The 18318-nt window shown below is 49.9% G+C and carries 26 protein-coding genes and 1 pseudogene; 21 read left to right on the forward strand and 6 right to left on the reverse strand.

Going from position 1 to position 18318, the window contains the following annotated elements; genetic code table 11:
* The 17 genes from HW443_RS00980 to HW443_RS01060 form a co-directional block, all read left to right on the forward strand.
* On the forward strand, positions 1-760 hold a 760-nt coding region (locus tag HW443_RS00980; protein ID WP_258190437.1), incomplete at its 5' end, for a reverse transcriptase domain-containing protein.
* 237 nt (positions 761-997) lie between these two features.
* A complete protein-coding gene (locus tag HW443_RS00985; protein WP_176235619.1) occupies positions 998-1660 on the forward strand; it encodes an adenylate kinase in 663 nt (220 codons plus the stop codon).
* The gene (gene map, locus HW443_RS00990) at positions 1657-2406 is read left to right on the forward strand and encodes a type I methionyl aminopeptidase (RefSeq protein WP_176236986.1); all 750 of its coding nucleotides are present in this window, start codon (positions 1657-1659) and stop codon (positions 2404-2406) included. The genes HW443_RS00985 and map overlap by 4 nt, the downstream gene beginning before the upstream one ends.
* Positions 2407-2505: 99 nt before the next feature.
* Entirely contained in the window at positions 2506-2727 is a 222-nt protein-coding gene (infA, locus tag HW443_RS00995; protein WP_176229639.1) for a translation initiation factor IF-1, read from the forward strand.
* Positions 2728-2762: 35 nt separating this feature from the next.
* Positions 2763-2876 (forward strand): 50S ribosomal protein L36, encoded by a 114-nt coding sequence (gene rpmJ / locus HW443_RS01000; RefSeq protein WP_176229633.1) that lies wholly within the window; start codon positions 2763-2765, stop codon positions 2874-2876.
* A gap of 19 nt (positions 2877-2895) precedes the next feature.
* Positions 2896-3267, forward strand: coding sequence for a 30S ribosomal protein S13 (gene rpsM / locus HW443_RS01005; RefSeq protein WP_176229634.1), 372 nt, complete (start codon positions 2896-2898; stop codon positions 3265-3267).
* Positions 3268-3281: 14 nt separating this feature from the next.
* Positions 3282-3683, forward strand: coding sequence for a 30S ribosomal protein S11 (gene rpsK, locus HW443_RS01010; protein WP_275552554.1), 402 nt, complete (start codon positions 3282-3284; stop codon positions 3681-3683).
* 5 nt (positions 3684-3688) lie between these two features.
* On the forward strand, positions 3689-4315 hold the full coding sequence (rpsD, locus tag HW443_RS01015; RefSeq protein ID WP_176235617.1) for a 30S ribosomal protein S4: 627 nt from the start codon (positions 3689-3691) through the stop codon (positions 4313-4315).
* Positions 4316-4347: 32 nt separating this feature from the next.
* Positions 4348-5268 (forward strand): DNA-directed RNA polymerase subunit alpha, encoded by a 921-nt coding sequence (locus HW443_RS01020; RefSeq protein WP_176235622.1) that lies wholly within the window; start codon positions 4348-4350, stop codon positions 5266-5268.
* A gap of 42 nt (positions 5269-5310) precedes the next feature.
* Positions 5311-5715 (forward strand): 50S ribosomal protein L17, encoded by a 405-nt coding sequence (gene rplQ, locus HW443_RS01025; protein ID WP_176235616.1) that lies wholly within the window; start codon positions 5311-5313, stop codon positions 5713-5715.
* A gap of 261 nt (positions 5716-5976) precedes the next feature.
* A complete protein-coding gene (truA, locus tag HW443_RS01030) occupies positions 5977-6723 on the forward strand; it encodes a tRNA pseudouridine(38-40) synthase TruA (protein WP_176235615.1) in 747 nt (248 codons plus the stop codon).
* A 30-nt stretch (positions 6724-6753) separates the two neighbouring features.
* On the forward strand, positions 6754-7185 hold the full coding sequence (gene rplM / locus HW443_RS01035; RefSeq protein WP_176233584.1) for a 50S ribosomal protein L13: 432 nt from the start codon (positions 6754-6756) through the stop codon (positions 7183-7185).
* A 57-nt stretch (positions 7186-7242) separates the two neighbouring features.
* A complete protein-coding gene (gene rpsI / locus HW443_RS01040) occupies positions 7243-7617 on the forward strand; it encodes a 30S ribosomal protein S9 (RefSeq protein ID WP_176235621.1) in 375 nt (124 codons plus the stop codon).
* A gap of 3 nt (positions 7618-7620) precedes the next feature.
* A complete protein-coding gene (gene glmM / locus HW443_RS01045; RefSeq protein ID WP_176235614.1) occupies positions 7621-8973 on the forward strand; it encodes a phosphoglucosamine mutase in 1353 nt (450 codons plus the stop codon).
* A 182-nt stretch (positions 8974-9155) separates the two neighbouring features.
* Positions 9156-10991 carry a glutamine--fructose-6-phosphate transaminase (isomerizing) gene (gene glmS, locus HW443_RS01050; RefSeq protein WP_176237831.1) on the forward strand — a complete coding sequence of 612 codons (1836 nt, stop codon included), beginning with the start codon at positions 9156-9158 and terminating at the stop codon, positions 10989-10991.
* 337 nt (positions 10992-11328) lie between these two features.
* Positions 11329-11754: a holo-ACP synthase gene (acpS, locus tag HW443_RS01055; protein ID WP_176237832.1), complete on the forward strand. Its 426-nt coding sequence runs from the start codon at positions 11329-11331 to the stop codon at positions 11752-11754.
* Entirely contained in the window at positions 11741-13600 is a 1860-nt protein-coding gene (locus HW443_RS01060) for an NAD(P)H-hydrate dehydratase (protein ID WP_176235610.1), read from the forward strand. Before acpS ends, HW443_RS01060 begins: the two co-directional genes overlap by 14 nt.
* Here the strand turns inward: HW443_RS01060 and HW443_RS01065 are convergent.
* The 5 genes and pseudogenes from HW443_RS01065 to HW443_RS01080 form a co-directional block, all read right to left on the reverse strand.
* Positions 13557-13856 (reverse strand): type II toxin-antitoxin system Phd/YefM family antitoxin, encoded by a 300-nt coding sequence (locus HW443_RS01065; RefSeq protein ID WP_176237833.1) that lies wholly within the window; start codon positions 13854-13856, stop codon positions 13557-13559. The two genes, HW443_RS01060 and HW443_RS01065, sit on opposite strands and share 44 nt — an antisense overlap.
* A gap of 113 nt (positions 13857-13969) precedes the next feature.
* Positions 13970-14098, reverse strand: a pseudogene (locus HW443_RS13745) (ATP-binding cassette domain-containing protein); the annotation flags it as partial.
* Between the two features lie 119 nt (positions 14099-14217).
* On the reverse strand, positions 14218-14436 hold the full coding sequence (locus HW443_RS01075; protein ID WP_176235608.1) for a DUF2283 domain-containing protein: 219 nt from the start codon (positions 14434-14436) through the stop codon (positions 14218-14220).
* Entirely contained in the window at positions 14433-14675 is a 243-nt protein-coding gene (locus HW443_RS13750; RefSeq protein WP_176235607.1) for a hypothetical protein, read from the reverse strand. The genes HW443_RS01075 and HW443_RS13750 overlap by 4 nt, the downstream gene beginning before the upstream one ends.
* A 113-nt stretch (positions 14676-14788) precedes the next feature.
* Entirely contained in the window at positions 14789-15034 is a 246-nt protein-coding gene (locus HW443_RS01080) for a hypothetical protein (protein ID WP_176235605.1), read from the reverse strand.
* 118 nt (positions 15035-15152) lie between these two features.
* Here HW443_RS01080 and HW443_RS01085 point away from each other — a divergent pair, with 118 nt between their 5' ends.
* From HW443_RS01085 to HW443_RS01095, 3 genes are all read left to right on the forward strand, one after another.
* Positions 15153-15368, forward strand: a complete 216-nt coding sequence (locus HW443_RS01085; RefSeq protein ID WP_176235620.1) for a hypothetical protein — start codon at positions 15153-15155, stop codon at positions 15366-15368.
* Positions 15369-15373: 5 nt separating this feature from the next.
* The gene (locus HW443_RS01090) at positions 15374-15781 is read left to right on the forward strand and encodes a hypothetical protein (protein WP_176235606.1); all 408 of its coding nucleotides are present in this window, start codon (positions 15374-15376) and stop codon (positions 15779-15781) included.
* A gap of 291 nt (positions 15782-16072) precedes the next feature.
* Positions 16073-16330 carry a type II toxin-antitoxin system RelE/ParE family toxin gene (locus tag HW443_RS01095; protein WP_176235150.1) on the forward strand — a complete coding sequence of 86 codons (258 nt, stop codon included), beginning with the start codon at positions 16073-16075 and terminating at the stop codon, positions 16328-16330.
* A 109-nt stretch (positions 16331-16439) separates the two neighbouring features.
* Here the strand turns inward: HW443_RS01095 and HW443_RS01100 are convergent, their stop codons facing one another.
* Entirely contained in the window at positions 16440-16640 is a 201-nt protein-coding gene (locus tag HW443_RS01100) for a type II toxin-antitoxin system HicB family antitoxin (protein ID WP_176235151.1), read from the reverse strand.
* A 436-nt stretch (positions 16641-17076) separates the two neighbouring features.
* Between HW443_RS01100 and alr the strand changes: the two genes are divergently transcribed.
* Positions 17077-18213 carry an alanine racemase gene (alr, locus tag HW443_RS01105; protein WP_176235152.1) on the forward strand — a complete coding sequence of 379 codons (1137 nt, stop codon included), beginning with the start codon at positions 17077-17079 and terminating at the stop codon, positions 18211-18213.
* The last annotated feature ends 105 nt before the right edge of the window (positions 18214-18318 follow it).

Consider the following 18318-nt stretch of genomic DNA (forward strand, 5'->3'; position numbering starts at 1 on the left):
TAAGCTGATAGGCCAATATGTGGTGGATGGAAACATCCTCAAGATGCTGCAGGCCTGGCTTAAAGCGAAGGTAGTAGACCGGGGAGAGGTGCTCAATCCAGAGGAGGGATCGCCCCAAGGTGGGGTCATCTCCCCGCTCCTGGCAAATCTATATCTCCATCAGTTTGATGAGGAGTGGCACAAAAGACACAATCATAGACGGTGGAGGTATGATGCAGTGCTAACCAGATATGCGGATGATCTGATCCTACTTGCCCCGAGTGAAGATGAAGGGATATGGCGCGAAGTGGTAAACATTCTGGAAGGGTTGGGTCTCGTTGTTAATCAGCAGAAGACAGGCTTTTACCATGCCAGAGAGGGATTTGACTATCTTGGATATCACTTTGTGAGAAGCTATTCCAGGAGGCATCAAAAGGATGTCACCTATGTGATTCCCACAAAGAAGTCCAGGAAACGGGTCTGGGACAAGATACGCTGGTACACAGATAAAAGGAGGTATCAAAACCTTCCCGTAGAGTGGATTGTGGAAAAGCTCAATCCCATCCTGTTGGGATGGACCAACTACTATGCCCATACCAACAGCCATCGCATCTTCAGGAAGCTACAGGCCTATACCAATAGTCGTCTTCGGAAAGCACTACGCTACAGGCGCAAGAAAGAAGGGGTTGGCAGGTATCGGGATCTGCCGAATCACATTCTTTACAAGCGTTATGAGCTGGCTTGCATAGGAATGGGCCGAATTGAGTATTGCCGGTCATAATGCTGCCGGAAGAAGGCAAGAGGAAAGCGGTATGCTCGAAAAGGGCACGTACCGTTTGATGAGGCAGGGGATGGAGACCAGGATATGGTAGAGCTAGTAAGGCACTCTCAGAGGAAACGGAGAGAAACAGATAAGCACTACCTAAGTCTATGGCGCCATTCCTTGACCCTACTCTGCAAGTCCGGTTCTGTGAGGGGATTTATTAACAATGAAACTATTTCGAAAGGAGTAAGAGTTATGAGTTCTACTCGACAGATCATAATAGTAGGTCCTCCTGGTTCAGGCAAGGGGACTCAAGCAGATCTTATCAGCCGGGAGCTGGGAATACCCCATATCTCTACCGGAAATATTTTCCGAGAGGCTATCCACAAGGATTCCGAGCTGGGTGCAACTGCCAGAAGCTTTGTGGAAAAGGGCGAGTTGGTTCCGGACCATATTGTTACTGCTCTGGTACTGGAAAGGATCAAAGAGGATGATTGCCGAAAAGGCTTCATCCTGGATGGCTATCCGAGAAACCTGGATCAGGCTCTCGATTTGGACAGGAATCTTGAAATCAGCGATGGGCCTCTGGATCTGGTTCTTAATATGGTAGTGGAGCGGGGGGAGCTCGTCAGAAGGCTGACCGGAAGAAGGGTCTGCCGGAAGTGCGGAGCTGTTTACCATATTGTTTTCAAACCTGCCCTGGTTGCTGGACGCTGTGACCTCTGTGGAGGAGAACTTTATCAGAGAAGCGATGACCAATCGGAAACGGTAAACAAGCGTTTGGACGTTTTTGAAAAACAGACCGGGCCAGTCATAGGGCACTACCGACGAAGGGGTCTGGTACGAGACATAGATGGTTCCTGTTCCAGAGATGAGGTCTTCCAGGCGATCAGAAAGGTGTTAAACAATCTAAAATGATTATTTGTAAGTCTAGGGACGAAATAAGGAAGATAGGAGAGGCTGGCCAGTTGGTAGCACAAGTTCTCTCCAAGATGAAAGACCTTATTAAGCCTGGTGTCACCACCGAGGAATTGGACCAATTTGCCGAGGAGCTGATTCTAAAGAGCGGGGCCACTCCAGCCTTTAAAGGATATAGAGGGTATCCCAAAAGTGTTTGCGTGGAGATCAATGAGTGTGTGGTCCATGGCATACCAGATAGCCGGAGGCTCAAGGAGGGGGACATTATAGGAATAGACGTGGGAGTCCAACTGGATGGGTATTATGGCGATGCGGCTGTGACCTATCCTGTGGGAAGAGTATCGGCAGAAGCAACAAAGTTGATAGAGGTTACCCAACAGGCTCTTTTCCAGGGGATTGAGTATTGTCGGGTTGGGAATAGACTCTCTGATATCTCTCACGCTATTCAGAGCGTGGCCGAAAGAAACGGATTTTCCGTAGTAAGAAACTACGTGGGTCATGGAATAGGTCGGGAGATGCATGAGGATCCCCAGATTCTTAACTACGGACCACCCCACCAGGGCCCCTTATTAAAAGAGGGAATGGTCTTTGCCATAGAGCCCATGTTGAACTGTGGTACCTATGAGGTGGAAGTGCTGCCGGACAATTGGACCGTAGTGACCCGGAACAGGAGACTTTCGGCTCACTTCGAGCACACCGTGGCTATCACGGATCAGGGGCCCCTGATTCTGACCGAACTGTTCTAAGTCTTGGATGGGGAAGTGGATCTAAAAAGGGCAACTGGACACAGAATCGGGCCGTTGTTATAATCCTATTCTGCCAAAATTTAGAGAAGGGGTGTAAGTATTCCTAAGAAAGAGGACGCTATAGAGGTAGAGGGCACTGTCCTGGTGCCTTTGCCCAATGCCATGTTCAAAGTAGAACTGGATACCGGACATAAGGTGTTGGCTCATATTTCTGGGAAGATGCGCATGCACTACATTCGGATTCTGCCAGGAGATAGAGTGGTGGTGGAGCTTTCACCCTATGATCTGAGCAGGGGCAGAATTGTTTACCGATTCAAGTAGAGACATGGCCAAAGAACCCATATCCGGGAGTAAGAATGAAGGTTAGACCATCGGTGAAGAAAATGTGTGAAAAATGCAAGATTATAAAGCGCAAAGGGAAAATTCTGGTGATCTGTTCTAACCCTCGTCACAAACAGAGACAGGGATAGGGTCAAAGAGGAGGGTATCTTGGCTAGAATAGCCGGAGTCGATTTACCGAGAGATAAACATATTGAGATTGCTCTGACCTATATTTTTGGTGTAGGCAGATCTATGTCTAGAAAAACCCTGGCCGAGACGGCCATAAAGGGAGATACCAAGGCCAAAGATCTAACCGATGAGGAGGTTACCCGTCTCCGGGACTATATCAACGCTAATCTTAAGGTAGAGGGTGATCTGAGGAGAGAAATCTCCCAGAATATCAAAAGACTGATAGAAATAGGTTCCTACCGGGGAATCCGCCATAGAAGAGGTCTACCCGTGAGAGGGCAGAGAACTCACACCAACGCCCGAACCCGGAAAGGAAGAGCTCGACCGGTAGGTGTGAAGAGGAAGAAGTAGGAGGAGGTCAGGAATTGGTAGCCAGACAGGTGGCCAGGAAGAAGACTGGCAGAAAAAAGGTCAAGAAAAATATCGTACATGGAGCAGCTCACATCCAGTCCACGTTCAATAATACCATTGTGACTATCACGGATCTCAGCGGAAATGCTATTTCCTGGGCCAGTGCGGGTACCGTAGGCTTTAAGGGATCTCGCAAGAGCACACCCTTTGCGGCTCAACTGACTGCCGAGTCAGCAGCCAGAAAGGCTATGGAACACGGGCTCAAGAAAGTGGAGGTCTTCGTAAGGGGTTCCGGTTCGGGCCGGGAGACGGCTATCCGTTCTCTTCAGGCAACTGGACTGGAGGTGGGAAGTATAACCGATGTAACCCCGGTACCCCACAATGGTTGTAGACCCAAGAAGAGAAGAAGGGTGTGAGGGAGATGGCCAGATACACAGAATCAGTATGTAAATTATGTCGGAGGGAGAGAGAAAAGCTCTTCTTGAAAGGGGCTCGTTGTTTCACTGATAAGTGTGCCATGGAGCGAAAACCATATGTCCCTGGAGAAAAAGGCCGTAGTGGTTCTAGAGAGACGGAGTATCTTATCCAGCTCCGGGAGAAGCAGAAGGCCAAGAGGATTTTTGGACTCCAGGAGAGGCAGTTCAAAAATTATTACAAGAAGGCCAGTGCCCAAAAGGGTATAACCGGAGAAAATCTGCTGAGACTACTGGAAACCCGTCTGGATAGCGTGGTATACCTGATGGGACTGGCTGCATCTCGGAGCGAGGCCAGACAGTTGATCAGCCACGGCCATGTTCGGGTCTCCGACCGTAAAGTGGATATATCTTCCTTCCAGGTAAAGCCTGGCCAGATTATCGAGATAGACGGAAGGAGCAAAGACATGGACAGGATAAAATCAGCCCTGGAGCTCTCTTCGGGATTAGAGATGCCGGAGTGGCTGGAAGTAGACCGGGAGAATCTTAAGGGAACGGTTCTCAGATATCCTTTGCGAGAGGAGATCAAAGCGCCGGTCCGAGAGCAGCTTATCGTGGAACTTTATTCCAAGTAGCCGCCAGTGCAGGAGGGAAAACATCCGTGTTGATGCAGAAACCGGAGATCAAAATCGAAAAGATAGATGACTGCGAAGGTATATTTGTTATCGAACCTCTGGAGCGGGGGTTTGGTCACACCCTGGGTAATTCTCTGAGGAGAGTGCTCCTTTCATCCATTCAAGGGTATGGCGTAACTTCCATTAAGGTTGAGGGCGTGCTGCATGAGTTTTCGACCATCGAGGGAGTAAAGGAGGACACTACTGAGCTTATTCTAAATCTAAAAAAGTTGGTCTTCCGGTCGAAGTCTGAGGAGCCTATCAAGATAACCTTAAGAAAGAAAAAGCCAGGGGTGGTGTGGGCAGGAGACATTCAGGTTCCGGCCGAAGCCGAAATAGTCAATAAGGATCTCTACATAGCCACGCTTAATGAGGATGGCCGTCTGGAAATGGAAATGACGGTCGAAAAAGGAAGAGGGTACGTTTCTGCTGAGCAGAACAAAAGGGGCAAAGAGAGCGTGGGTGAGATACCCATAGATACTATTTTCTCTCCTGTGCTCAGGGTTACTTATGAAGTAGCAGAAACCCGGGTGGGTCAGAGGACGGACTTTGACAAGTTGACTCTTTATGTTAAGACCGATGGCAGCAGTAAGCCAGACGAAGCTCTTAGTCAGGCAGCCAAGATTCTCGACAATCATCTGGTGCTGTTGATGAATCTATCGGCCAAAAGCATGGAAGAGGAGGTCTTCGGCGCCAGCGAACTACTTCTCAAGCATGGCAATCTTCCTGCCATCGAGGATCTGAGGTTGTCGGCCAGGTCCTTTAACTGTCTCAAGAGGGAAGGCATCGATACTATAGACAAGCTAATCAGTTACTCCGAGGAGGAGCTGATGGAGATAAAGAATTTCGGAGCTAAATCTATTGACGAAGTTAAGGAAAAGCTCAAGACCCTGAATCTCAAGCTGAAGAGTTAAATTATAGCCTGACCGGCGCCTACCAGGAGGATTAGCATTTATATGGTTAAACCTAAGAAGGGTCCTCGATTGGGCAGTGATAGTAGCCATCAAAAGGCTATGCTCAGAAATCTGGCTATTTCCTTAATCGAACATAAGAGGATTAGAACCACCGAAGCTAAGGCCAAAGTAGCTCGCTCCCTGGTGGACAAGGCGGTCACTTTTGCCAAAAGGGCGGATCTGGCCGCTCGTCGAAGATGCTTGCAGCTTCTGGACAACGAGAAGGCTGTACGCAGACTATTTGAAGAAGTAGCTCCTAAATACGAGAATAGGGAAGGTGGATATACCAGGATACTCAAGATCGGGGATCGTCCCGGCGACAATGCTCCCATGGTGTATCTAGAGTTGGTAGATCTGGAGCCACAGAAAAAGAAATCGCCCAAGAAGCGGACCGCTCCCAAGAAGTAGGGCCAAAGCAATTGGCCCATAATCCACTAAAACCTGTTTGACATTACTAAAATCTTGCAGTATATGTGGAGGTGAAAGGTCATTAGCGAGAACTACCGTCAGTTCGACGGGAAGTCAGGCCTGTGGACATTATGTAAGACCGGCATTGGCTGGCAGTACTGATAGAAGCAGGAACCGAACCTCAAGTCTGAGATTTGAGTAAGTTTCGGAGAACGGGAAGGCGTCCATTCTTTACCAGGGATATGGGGTTTCAGTTGACTCATGGACAATCCACCGAGCAAGAATGTGAGGCTGGTTCTGGAATATGATGGTGCCCGATATCATGGCTTTCAGAGACAGGCAGGGCGGGCGACCATTGAGGAAGAACTACTGGCCGGGATGGAGAGGATCCTGCAACAGAAGGTAAAAATTAGCTACGCCGGGAGGACGGACGCCGGAGTCCACGCCCGCTGGCAGGTAATCAACTTTCATACAACCAGAGACATAGACCCTCATAGATTTAGATGGGCCTTGAATTGCGTGCTTCCCCAGGATATTGTGGTTAAAAGAGCAGAGATAGTTGCTTTGGATTTTGATGCTCGGAAAAATGCCCGGGAGAGAGAATATAGGTACTACATTCTTAACAGAGCGTACCCCAGCGCCTTTAACCAGAGATGCTTGTTAGTAACCAGAACTCTGGATATAGAGGGTATGAAGGAAGCCTGTGGATACCTGGAAGGAACTCACGAGTTTAACTCCTTCTGCAAATTGGAGGAAGAAGGGACAGATACCGTAAGAAACTTGTACCAATGTGAGTGTCGAAAAGAGGAAGATTTTGTTATTTTAATCTTTAGGGCTAATTCCTTTCTTCGGCATATGGTTCGGAGTATGGTGGGAACTATAATGGAAGTAGGTTTGGGCAAGATGGCGCCGACGGGTGTAAGAGAAATATTGGAATCCAGAGATAGGCGTAGAGCTGGAGCTACGGCAGAAGCCCGAGGATTATTTTTATGGGATGTAAGGTACTGAGCTTCATTGGTCAGGGGATTTATGAATAAATTGGCCAAAACTTATGTGACCAAGGAAAAGGACATTAGTAGAAACTGGTATGTGGTGGATGCCCAGGGTCAGACACTGGGGCGTCTGGCCAGCCGGGTGGCTACTATCCTGATGGGAAAACACAAACCCATCTTCACTTGCAATCTGGACGTGGGCGATCATGTCATTGTTATTAATGCCTCTAAGGTAGTACTGACCGGACAAAAACTGGAACAAAAAAAGTACTACCATCATTCCGGATATCCGGGCGGACTAAAGGAAGAGACCTACGGAGATCTGATGGCCAGAAAACCGGAGTTTGTGGTAGAGAAAGCCATTAAGAATATGTTACCCCATAATAAGCTGGGCAGGCAGATGTATAGAAAACTCAAGGTCTATACGGGGTCAGATCATCCCCATCAAGCCCAGAAGCCCATATCTTTGAAGATCTGATACTTGCAAACTGAACTACATCCAGGAGGTCTGGCATTGGCAGAAGAATTGAGATATATGGCAACGGGTAGGAGAAAGACATCTGTGGCCAGGGTCATGCTGGTTTCTGGCGAGGGGAAAATAACGGTCAACAAGAGAAATCTGGCTGACTACTTTCCTCAGGATACCTTGATCAAAAAGATAAAGGATCCCCTGAGTTTGACCAACACGGAGAGCTCTTATGATGTAATAGTCAAGGTTTCAGGGGGAGGTGTATCCAGTCAGGCTGGAGCAGTAGCGCTGGGAATTGCCAGGGCTCTTTTGCAAGCCGACGAGTCCCACCGTTCTACGTTGAAGAAAGAGGGCCTCTTGACCAGGGATCCTCGAATGGTGGAGAGAAAAAAGTACGGATTGAAGAAGGCCAGAAAACGGCCTCAGTTCTCCAAGAGATAAACCATGAGAAGGCTCTTTGGTACCGACGGAGTGCGGGGAATAGCTAATCTGGATCTGACACCGGAGCTGGCCTTCAGGTTAGGATTTGTGGGTACCAGGAAGATTGTCGGAGGCCAGGGAAGAGGGAGGATCATTCTGGGACGAGATCCCAGACCTTCTGGAGATCTCCTGGAAGCGGCCATCATCTCAGGTGTTTGTTCGGCCGGGGTGGATATTTACAAAGCTGGTATAATTCCTACCCCGGCCATTGCCTTTTTGACCCGAAGAGAAGGCTTTGATGCCGGCATTGTCATCTCCGCGTCTCATAACCCGCTGGAGGACAACGGGATCAAGTTTTTTTCCCGGGAAGGTCTTAAACTCTCCGATGAGCTAGAAGAAGCAGTGGAGGAAGAATTGCAGTTGGATCAGCCCTTCCTGGACCGACCTCTGGGGGTCAGGGTGGGCAGATGCTATGACAAGAGTGATGCTGGGGAACTCTATATTGATCATCTTCTCTCTACAGTATCGGTGAATTTAGGAGATTTTCAGTTGGCTCTGGATTGTGCCAACGGTTCGGCTTCTGCTATTGCTCCTCTGGTATTCTCCCGGTTAGGGGCTCAGGTCCTGGCTATAAATACTGAACTAAAAGGAGACCGGATAAATCTGGAGTGTGGCTCAACTCATCCTGGGGCTATTCAGGAGCTGGTCAGGTCAAGCCAGGTTGACCTTGGTGTCTCTTTCGATGGAGATGGCGATAGAGTGATTGCCGTAGATGAGAAGGGTCATATTCTGGATGGCGATCATATTTTGGCTATCCTGATTTACCATCTTCGTCACAAGAAGCTTCTTGGCCATCCTTTAGTAGTAGTCACGGAGATGGCTAATATTGGCTTCGACATGGCCATGGAGAAAGTGGGAGTAAAGGTAATAAGAACCAGGGTGGGAGACAGATATGTTCTGGAGGAGATGATCAAAAGAGGCGCCTTTTTAGGGGGAGAGCAGTCTGGACATATCATCTTTTTGGATCACAGCACTACCGGAGATGGCATATTGACAGCTCTGCAGCTTCTCCAGGTGATCAAAGAATCTCAACAACCTCTCTCTGAGCTGAAAAAGGTCATGGAAAAGCTGCCCCAAAGACTTGCTAATGTGCGAGTGAAAGATAAAACAGGAGTTATCAGTTCCCCGGGTCTTCTGGAAAGACTGGATCTTTACAATAGGGAACTGAAAGGTCGGGGCAGAGTGTTGGCCAGACTTTCGGGTACGGAGTCTGTGGTCAGGATTATGGTGGAATCCGAGGATGAAGAGGAGACCACTCGGATTGTTGAGGAGCTGGCGCAGTTGGCAAGGGATTTGGATAGAGGCCAGGAAAAGTAGAAGGGGAGTAATCGGTTAGCTCCACCTCGGGTCAGCATCCTCCACTTTGAAACCCGTGGAGGCCTCAGCACTCCACTTAAGGCCAATCCGGGCGCTAAACCGCCAGGCACTTCTCCATGGTGGAGCCAACTGGCCACTCCCCTTAAGTAGAAATCAACAAAATAAACAAAGAGAAGGCTACCGTGTGTGGAATAGTGGCCTATGTAGGCGAGAGAGAATGTCAGGAAATCCTCTTCAACGGTCTTAAGAGGCTGGAATACCGGGGCTACGACTCTGCTGGTCTGGCTGTTTTGAACGGCCAGCAGGGTGAGCAGGGTATAGTAGTGATTAAAGAAAAGGGCTCTCTGGAAGCTCTGGGCAAAGCTCTGGATGGAAAATGTCTATCGGGAAGGCTAGGCATTGGGCATACCCGGTGGGCAACTCATGGAGTACCCAGTGCTCAAAATGCCCACCCTCACCTGGACTGCTCAGCCAGATTTGCTGTGGTTCACAACGGAATCATAGAGAACTTCTCCTCATTGAAGCGGGAACTAATCCAGAGGGGGCATCGCTTTGTTTCAGAGACAGATACCGAGGTTCTTCCCCATCTGGTGGAAGAGTACTATCAGGGGGATTTGCTGGAGGCGATGGGGAAAGCCGTGTCCAGAATCCGGGGATCAGGAGCGGTAGTATTTCTCTGTCAGGAGGAGCCCCACAGACTGGTGGCTTTCAGGATGGCCAGTCCGCTGGTAGTGGGACTGGGTACTCACGGCAATTTTCTGGCTTCAGACATCCCGGCCCTTCTGGGACATACCAGGGAGTTTATTCTCGTCAATGACGGCGAGATAGTGGAAGTAACCAGAGACGGGGCCCGGATTTTTGATCTTCAGGGCCGGAAGATAGAGAGGGATTCCATTCAGGTGGACTGGGATATTTCTTCCGCTGAAAAGGCAGGCTTTGAAGATTTTATGTTAAAAGAGATATTCGAACAACCTGTGGCTCTTGCCGAGACTCTCAGAGGGAGAGTAGCGGACCATCAGGTCGATCTAAGAGAGATGGGGCTTAGCGACAACTATCTTTGCCGGGTGAACAGAATCCATATTGTGGCTATGGGTACTTCCTATCATGCCGGGATGGTGGCTAAACAAGTTCTGGAAAAGTGGGTCAGGATCCCCACCGAGCTGTTTAACTCTTCCGAGTACCGGTATCAGGATCCCATTCTGGATGGCCAGACGCTGGTCATAGCCATCACTCAGTCGGGCGAGACCACAGATACCCTGGCCGCAGTACGGGAGGCCAGGGGTAAGGGGGCCCAGGTGCTGGGCATAACCAATGTAGTGGGAAGCTCTATCACCAGGGAGGTAGACGGTCTCCTTTTTACCAGAGCTGGTCCGGAGATCGGGGTGGCTGCCAGCAAGACCTTCACGGCTCAGATTCTGGTGGCCTACCTGCTGGCTCTTTATATGGCTGAGAAGAGAAATGCTCTCAGTGCCGAAGTGCGGACAGATCTGATGAAGGAGATGGAGAAGATCTCCGAGATGGCAGCTCAGGTCCTGGAAGATACCGATGAGATAAAGAAGTGTGCGGATCTCTATCAGTGGTGTCCGGACTTTCTTTTCCTGGGGCGCACCTTCGGACTTCCGGTAGCCCTGGAGGGGGCTTTAAAGTTAAAGGAGATCTCCTATGTGCATGCGGAAGGCTATGCCGCCGGAGAGATGAAACATGGTCCTATTGCTCTGATCGAGCCCAGTTGTCCTGTGGTGGCTGTATCACTCCAGGGAGGCGTCTATGAGAAAATGATTAGTAATATTATGGAGGTAAAGGCCCGTAACGCCACCGTCATTGCGGTAGCCCACTGGGGAGATGAGGAAATATCCAGGTATGTGGATCATGTATTTTTCATACCCCAGGTTCGGGAGGAGCTCTCAGTTATCCCGGCGGTAATACCTCTGCAATTGTTCGCCTACTTTGTGGCCAAAAACAGGGGATGTAACGTGGATCAGCCCCGAAATCTGGCCAAGAGTGTGACTGTAGAGTGAGGACGGGGAGATTGGGCTGATGTCAGTGAGCATTAGCGTTAGGAAATAGATTCTCCGCTTTCATTGTTCCAGGTGTGGCTCTTGAATGACAATGAGTTTTAATAACATTTGCAGGTCCTCTTACATTCGTTGGGGTCTTATCTTGTTTATCTTAGAGGAACAAAATTCCGCGTCGATATGGGGACAATTACAACAGGGCAGAGGCACGACTCCAACTTAATCCCCCAGCATAGCCTCAGATAGTGACCGGGAATGGCCTTTGGCACAAAGGAATGGCCCATGCGCGGCGGCGCACCACGTCGCATGAAAATTGGGTTATTTTCAAGGGAGGGAAGGGTTGTCTCAGACTGGCGAGAGCACAACTACCGATTCTTTCCAGAGATGGGGCCTGGGTGTGGACATAATCGAAGTTGAGCGTATCCGTAAAGCTCTGGAGAGACACAAGCGCTTCATGACCACTATCTATACTCCCTCCGAGATCGAGTACTGTCTGAAAAGTAAACTTCCTCACCGACATTTTGCCCTTCGTTTTGCGGCCAAGGAAGCGGTCTTTAAGGCTTTAGGTACCGGATTAAACGGCTTTCAGTGGAAGATGGTGGAAATTGTGAACAGCAAAAGAGGTCGTCCCGCCGTGCTCCTTCATGATGCTGTTTTAAGATATGCCCAGCATTCTGGTGTGGAGGGCATAGAGGTCAGCCTGTCTCTTTCCAGAGAAAATGCTATAGCGGTGGCCATGGTGGTGAGGAAGGATGATCGCGGGTAGGGTCCTGACCGGAAGAGATGCCGAAGCAATCGATCGGCAGACTATAGCGGGGGGCGTCCCCTCTCTGGTGCTGATGGAGAGAGCTGGAGCAGGCCTGGTTCGGGTTATGGAAAGGAAATTTAAGCCTCTTTATGGCAAAAAGGCCCTTATCATCTGTGGCAGAGGTAACAATGGTGGCGATGGTCTGGTCATCGCCCGCCATCTCTTTTTGCGGGGGGTTCAAGTAAAGAGCTACCTGATCGGAGGCCAGGAAGGCCTGAAAGCCGATCCTGCGGCCAACCTGGATAGAGTGAAAAGGATGGGTCTTTCCCCGAGAGGCATAAAAGAGGACCACGATCTTCAAGAACTCAAGGAGGAAGTTGAGAGTGTAGATTTCCTGATCGATGCCATATTTGGCATTGGATTACACGATGAAGTGAGAGGGATAGCTCGGAAGGTCATAGAGACAATTAATGATGTAGTATTTAAGAAAAGGGCTGAGCCAGCGCACGGCGGACAGCAGTCGACCAGGCAGCGCCATGAGCCAGCCAGAGACGTTGCCGGGAAGCCAGACCCAAGAGGGCCAGGATACCTGGGTGCGGGTTGCGATGGCGGGGACAGCCCTATCTCCCTATCTCCCATGGGTGGGAATGTAAGAGCCTTGCCTGGCAGAGGGCGTAGTCCTATCTTTCCGTCTCCGGTGGTCATCTCTGTAGACATTCCCTCCGGAGTAGACTCAGATAACGGGCGTATTCTGGGAGTGGCCATAAAGGCTGACCTGACGGTCACCTTTGTGGCTCCCAAATTTGGCCTCCTAAATTATCCTGGAGCTGCCCATGCCGGACAAATAGAAGTGGTGGACATCGGAGTAGATGAGGCTCTCCTGGAACGGGAAAGCCGGATCTTTGTCACCTCTGCTTCCAGAATTGGAGAAAGCCTGGTCAGACGCCAGGAGGATGCCCATAAGGGAGAAGTGGGAAGGATTTTAGTGGTGGCGGGTTCCGTGGGCATGTCCGGGGCAGCTATCCTCAGCGCTAAATCAGCGCTGGTCAGCGGCGCTGGCCTGGTTTATGTGGCGGTGCCCGGATCTGTGCTTCCCATTGTCAGTACCGCCCTGGTGGAAATGGTGGGAATACCTATGCCGGAGAACCCCGATGGTAGTCTGGCCTATGAGGCCTACTATCGTATCCTCGATCTGGGCCGGGAGGTGGATGCTCTTCTGGTAGGACCAGGTCTCTCCCAGAATTCAGGGACCCAGAGGCTGGTGCGGGAGATTTTGTTGGGCCTGGAGAAAGATATTGTTCTGGATGCTGATGGTCTGAATGCTCTTACCCAGAGCACAAGCATCTTAAAGGAGGCCCCAGGTAGAGTGATCATTACACCTCATCCTGGCGAGCTCTCGCGGCTAATTGGGAGACCCGTCCCCAAAGAGAAGAGACTTGAGATTAGCAGAGAGACATCTGCAGAGCTAGGAGTTATTTGTGTTTTGAAGGGAGCACGAACTCTTATCACTGAACCTGGCGGCCGCTCCTTCGTCAATCTTACCGGAAATAGTGGAATGGCCACGGCTGGCAGTGGAGATGTTCTGGCCGGGATCATCGTCTCGCTGATCGCCCAGCACAACGATCCCTTTGCATCTGCTGTCTCTGGGGTCTATCTCCACGGCCTGGCTGGAGATCTTGCGGCTGAAGAATTGGGCGCAAGATCCATTATCGCTTCGGATATTATCCGCTACTTACCTGGTGCTTTTGAAGAGGCAGAAAGCCCTCCAGGATCCGATACTAGACGACGGGTGCCGCCTTCCATACTACTAGCAGGCAACACTATGTGGCTCCGTCAACTACTCGCCAGAAATCTTGATGCTTGACACCGCCTGTTTTCTGGATACGTTGCTCTGCATCGTCCAACAGGTGACGGAACCCTGGCGTATGTGCCAGCACAAAGCGTTCCAGTTCATCGTCCTCCAGAACTGACACCAGGACAGCCACCGGCCGGCCATTTTTAGTAACGATAACCGGCCCAGCCTGGCATTGTTCCAGGACCTTGGAGAAGTCGGGCGGAAAAACCAGGGCCAGGTTGCGTTTTTTCTCGACAATCAGATTCTCCGCCACCTCCCGGGTCAAGGGCTGGCCTTCCCAGGCTGTTTCCACCTGAAAGGGGTCCATTTCATCCAGTTGCCTGAGGATGGCTGCCGCCTGCGTCCCCCGGTCCTGGTTGACAGCCAGGAGTCTGATCTGGTCCTCGTCTTACCCGCTCCGTTAGGTCCCAGCAGGCCGAAGGTTTCCCCGTCCTGAACGCAGAAACTCACTCCGTTGACTGCCACCCGGTCACCGTACTTCTTGACCAATCCGTTGATCTCGATCATGGAATGGAGCATTAGGTTCTCTCCTGTCGCCGCTGTTTCGGCTCATGCTTGCTTTACGCAACTGGCGGCATAACGCCGAAATCAGCGGCGGCGTTTACGCCGTCTGCGGGAGTGATTTGTTAGGCTACCACAGCATGAATGTCAGCCGGTAGTCTACGAAGAGTAAGTTCTTTAAGCTGAACTTTTTTACTGGCATTGTCAATATCAATACCCACTAAGTTGCCCTCGACATCATAATCCAGCACCACACCTTCTGATATTTCTTTGCTCTCTACGCTTGTTTTTTCAGAAAGATCGATATACAGTGAATCGGTCTCCGGGTAATAATTAAGTTTCATGGCTTAAACCTCCTATCTGGAAAAGCATTATGAATTGTTCTTTTATCTTCCAAAGTAATCACTCGTAATACATGACCTTCAAGCTCATCGACCAGGCCCCAGAATCGAAAACGATTGTACTCTTGAAGCTCTACTTTGAGAGGGTTTTCAATTACTTGGATGCACCATTCCTTTTTGAGATATGGCCGTTTCCTCAGCACTTCCTTCTCGAAGTATTCCGTAAACTTGTAATCATCCATTTCGTGACTATAACTGATACTTTAATTATACACGATTTGGCCTAACCTTGGCCTTGAGCGGCGGCGCAGCGAAGCAAGCCGTCCGCCTCAAAGGCCTTGTTATACGGCAGTTGCTACATGGCTACTGGTGTCAGTGTGTATACCTTTCCGTGCTGCGCTGCCGCCTTAACGTCTCCTCGGCGGAGCGCTTCCCTTACATCATCGAGCTTGTACGCATCTTCCAGGGAAAGGTAAGGCGACCATTCATCGTCGGTCTCTAGCAACTCTACATCAACCTCGGCAACAATAGCCTGGTGTCTTGAGGTATAATACTCCTCGAGAAAGACTCGAAGTTTAGGCGAATCAAATTGGATATGCACTAGTTAGGCGGCTCTTCCCCTTCCACAAGGTGATGAACCCCAGCCTAACGTGGGAATGGGATTGGATTCCGAGTGCGAAATGCTGGAAGTGATGAGTTTGATTGACGAGGAGGGTATTATGACATTGACCGAGATTCTTCCTGCTGTTCGACAACTGCCGACGCTGGACAAGATTCGGCTCCTTCGTATCTTGGCCGAAGAACTCGATACGGCGGAGGACATCTTTCCCTTTGAGCCATACAGGATTTATTACTTGCCAACACCCTACAATGTGTTTGGCGCAGGCAAGGCACTAATGAACGCAATGAAAATGGCCGGCAGTAACAGCAATTGAGCAACATGCGATTCAAATACTCCACCACTGACCCGTCCCAAGACGAATTTGACAGCCTGCCGCGTTTACCGCTCGTGCTTCGCTCCCACAGCCAAAATGTTGAGGTTGTTGGGTTGATAGACAGTGCCGCAACCGTCAATGTGTTTCCATACGAAGTTGGTATCCGACTTGGGGCAACGTGGGATGACCGTAAAGCAAACATACGGTTAGCGGGCAGTCTAGGCAGCTTGGATGCAATGCCATTATTCGTGACGGCGCAGGTAGGCGACTTTGCGCCGGTCCGTTTAGCATTCGCGTGGGTCAAGACCAACAACGTACCGTTAATACTTGGGCAAACGAATTTCTTCGTGGAGTTCGATGTCTGCTTCTATCGCTCCCAACTCGAATTCGAGGTCAAGCCCAAATCATCGTAGTGCCAGACCAAGGCACTGCCTGACATGCGGTTGGAGCGGACGCAAAAACCGCGCCGGTCAACCGCAGGCTGCTAGCCCGCACTATGCCTTTGTCATCTACAAGCGGTCTCTGTCCCGTTGTGCCATAATAACACAGAAAGCGTGGGCTGTGTTGAAAGGTGGTATGTGCTGTAAACTACCCTGCAGCAAGCTGACAGGGCATTAGGGGAATGGAGCAAATCATGCTTCCCCTTTCGGGATCGGTTACGGCGATCCCCAACTGAGCAATATTTTGGGGAGAAAATTCTCCTCATGAGATACTCATTTCACCCTGAAGCCGAGGCTGAATTCGGTCATGCTATTGAATATTATGAAGAATGTGAAAAAAATCTCGGTTATGACTTTGCCGTTGAAGTATATTCAGTCATTGAGAGAGCAGTTTCTTATCCGAAAGCTTGGCCAATTATCGAAGATGAAATAAGAAGAGCATTGGTTAAAAGGTTTCCCTATGGGATTCTTTATTCGGAGGAAAGCGAGGAAATATTTACGCAACCTACGTTTTGGAGATAAAGGCGGTTTTCCTTAATCTGACAGCCATCGCCAGGCGCAGCATAGGAGATTGTGTTGAACCTGGACAGGGCCGCGAGCACGCGCCTTGCCTTGGTGGAGGGCCACTGGCTCATGCCGGAACCGCAAACAGGTCGTTCAGCTCCGGGATCTCTTCGCCGTGTTCAAGGCGGTCCGCAAGGATACGCAGAGCCAGTGCTTCGACCTTAGCAATGGCTTCTTCCTTAGTCTGCCCGTAGCCCATGACTCCGGGTAGGTCGGGAACGTCTGCAATCCAGCGACCGTCCTCTTCACGTTCGATCTCGATCTTCATCTTTGAACCTCCATATTGAATGTACGCTCGGAATGGCGTGTTGACAAGTCCTGTGTTGGGTGCCGAACTAGTAATTAGACTGCAATTTTGCTGTATAATACCCCAAAGGGGGATGTTTTACAGCAACCGTCATTTGGAAACAGTATAAGGCAACCTCTGCCGGAACTCAATTTGGAGAACTGGTAAGACTATGTGGCTCCGTCAACTACTCGCCAGAAATCTTGATGCTTGACACCGCCTGTTTTCTGGATACGTTGCTCCGCACCGTCCAACAGGTGACGGAACCCTGACGTATGTGCCAGCACAAAGCGTTCCAGTTCATCGTCCTCCTTTCCCCTCCCCTTATAGGCCGAACTGGGATATAATGAAATATAGGATATTTCGCTACATGATTGAAGGCACGTTTCTGAGGTAATGATACAGGGACCAAGTAGTCATGAAAAACTTCTATAGGCCAGTCTGGGCGGAAATTGACCTGAGCGCTATCCGCCATAACATCGAATACATGAGGTCTCTCCTGACTCCCAGGACCCAGATAATGGCAGTGGTAAAAGCTAATGGATATGGCCACGGAGCCTATCAGGTAGCTCTCACAGCTCTGGATTGTGGGGTTCAACGCCTGGGTGTGGCTCTGGTAGAGGAAGCCCTGGAACTTCGAGATAAGGGCATTATGGTACCCATTCATCTCTTAAGTGAACCTCCTTGGGATTCAGAAGAAGAGCTTTTAAGATACCATCTGATACCCACCATTTATACTTATGAGGTGGCTAAAAGAATATCTGATTATTTCTGGCTGGAGAACAGGATTTGCCCCGTTCATGTCAAAATTGACACAGGCATGCACCGGGTGGGGGTGGACCCTGAGGAGGCTGAGGAACTTATATTAAAGATAATGGGACTGCCTGGTCTAAAGATAGAGGGTCTCATGACCCACTTTGCTGTAGCCGATGATCCCTCTAATCCCTACACTATGGATCAATTCAAAACGTTTTGTCGGATAATAGATGCTTTGAAGAGAAGAAAAATCTCTTTCCAGCTCAATCACTGTGCCAATAGTGCTGCTACCATAAATTTCAAGGAAACCCATCTGGACATGGTACGCCTGGGGATAACCCTTTATGGACTAAATCCTTCTCCCCAAACTGTTGCCAGAAGCTTAAAGCCAGCCCTATCTTTAAAAGCCAGGGTCAGTTTTGTAAAAGAGTTGGAGGAAGGAGAGAGGATATCCTATGGGCTGACCTATCGCACCGACCGTAAGAGCTTTATCGTTACCATTCCCATTGGCTATGGAGATGGGTACAGTTGGCTTCTCTCTAACCGGGCCTCGGTGCTCATAAAGGGAAAGCGAGCTCCCGTAGTAGGGAGGGTTACCATGGACCAAATAATGGTGGATGTCACGGATATCGAGGAAGTTAAGGTAGGAGCAGAAACGGTTCTGATCGGCCATCAGGGGAAGGAGAGTATCTCAGCCGATGAGCTAGCGGAGCTGATAGGGACTATCAACTATGAAATAGTCTGCATGATTGGCCAACGGGTACCGCGAGTGTACGTGAGCTCAGAGCTTCAAACCTGAAGGTGGAGATATGGCCAGGGATTAAAGAGCTTCTCCGTTTTCTTCAGGAAGTATTTCTGTCCTGAAAGCATAGATATGATCAAGGGGAGTAGCTATTCTTTAGAC

Origin of the sequence: Candidatus Hakubella thermalkaliphila, assembly GCF_013281975.1 — a bacterium.
Classification (GTDB): Bacteria; Actinomycetota; Humimicrobiia; order Hakubellales; family Hakubellaceae; genus Hakubella; species Hakubella thermalkaliphila.

Coding starts and splice junctions, on each gene's coding strand:
- HW443_RS00985 (WP_176235619.1), top strand. CDS start 998: ATGAGTTCTACTCGACAGATCATAATAGTAGGTCCTCCTGGTTCAGGC.
- map (WP_176236986.1), top strand. CDS start 1,657: ATGATTATTTGTAAGTCTAGGGACGAAATAAGGAAGATAGGAGAGGCT.
- rpmJ (WP_176229633.1), top strand. CDS start 2,763: ATGAAGGTTAGACCATCGGTGAAGAAAATGTGTGAAAAATGCAAGATT.
- rpsD (WP_176235617.1), top strand. CDS start 3,689: ATGGCCAGATACACAGAATCAGTATGTAAATTATGTCGGAGGGAGAGA.
- HW443_RS01020 (WP_176235622.1), top strand. CDS start 4,348: ATGCAGAAACCGGAGATCAAAATCGAAAAGATAGATGACTGCGAAGGT.
- rplQ (WP_176235616.1), top strand. CDS start 5,311: ATGGTTAAACCTAAGAAGGGTCCTCGATTGGGCAGTGATAGTAGCCAT.
- truA (WP_176235615.1), top strand. CDS start 5,977: ATGGACAATCCACCGAGCAAGAATGTGAGGCTGGTTCTGGAATATGAT.
- rpsI (WP_176235621.1), top strand. CDS start 7,243: ATGGCAACGGGTAGGAGAAAGACATCTGTGGCCAGGGTCATGCTGGTT.
- glmM (WP_176235614.1), top strand. CDS start 7,621: ATGAGAAGGCTCTTTGGTACCGACGGAGTGCGGGGAATAGCTAATCTG.
- HW443_RS01060 (WP_176235610.1), top strand. CDS start 11,741: ATGATCGCGGGTAGGGTCCTGACCGGAAGAGATGCCGAAGCAATCGAT.
- HW443_RS01075 (WP_176235608.1), bottom strand. CDS start 14,436: ATGAAACTTAATTATTACCCGGAGACCGATTCACTGTATATCGATCTT.
- HW443_RS13750 (WP_176235607.1), bottom strand. CDS start 14,675: ATGGATGATTACAAGTTTACGGAATACTTCGAGAAGGAAGTGCTGAGG.
- HW443_RS01085 (WP_176235620.1), top strand. CDS start 15,153: ATGACATTGACCGAGATTCTTCCTGCTGTTCGACAACTGCCGACGCTG.
- HW443_RS01090 (WP_176235606.1), top strand. CDS start 15,374: ATGCGATTCAAATACTCCACCACTGACCCGTCCCAAGACGAATTTGAC.
- HW443_RS01095 (WP_176235150.1), top strand. CDS start 16,073: ATGAGATACTCATTTCACCCTGAAGCCGAGGCTGAATTCGGTCATGCT.
- HW443_RS01100 (WP_176235151.1), bottom strand. CDS start 16,640: ATGAAGATCGAGATCGAACGTGAAGAGGACGGTCGCTGGATTGCAGAC.
- alr (WP_176235152.1), top strand. CDS start 17,077: ATGAAAAACTTCTATAGGCCAGTCTGGGCGGAAATTGACCTGAGCGCT.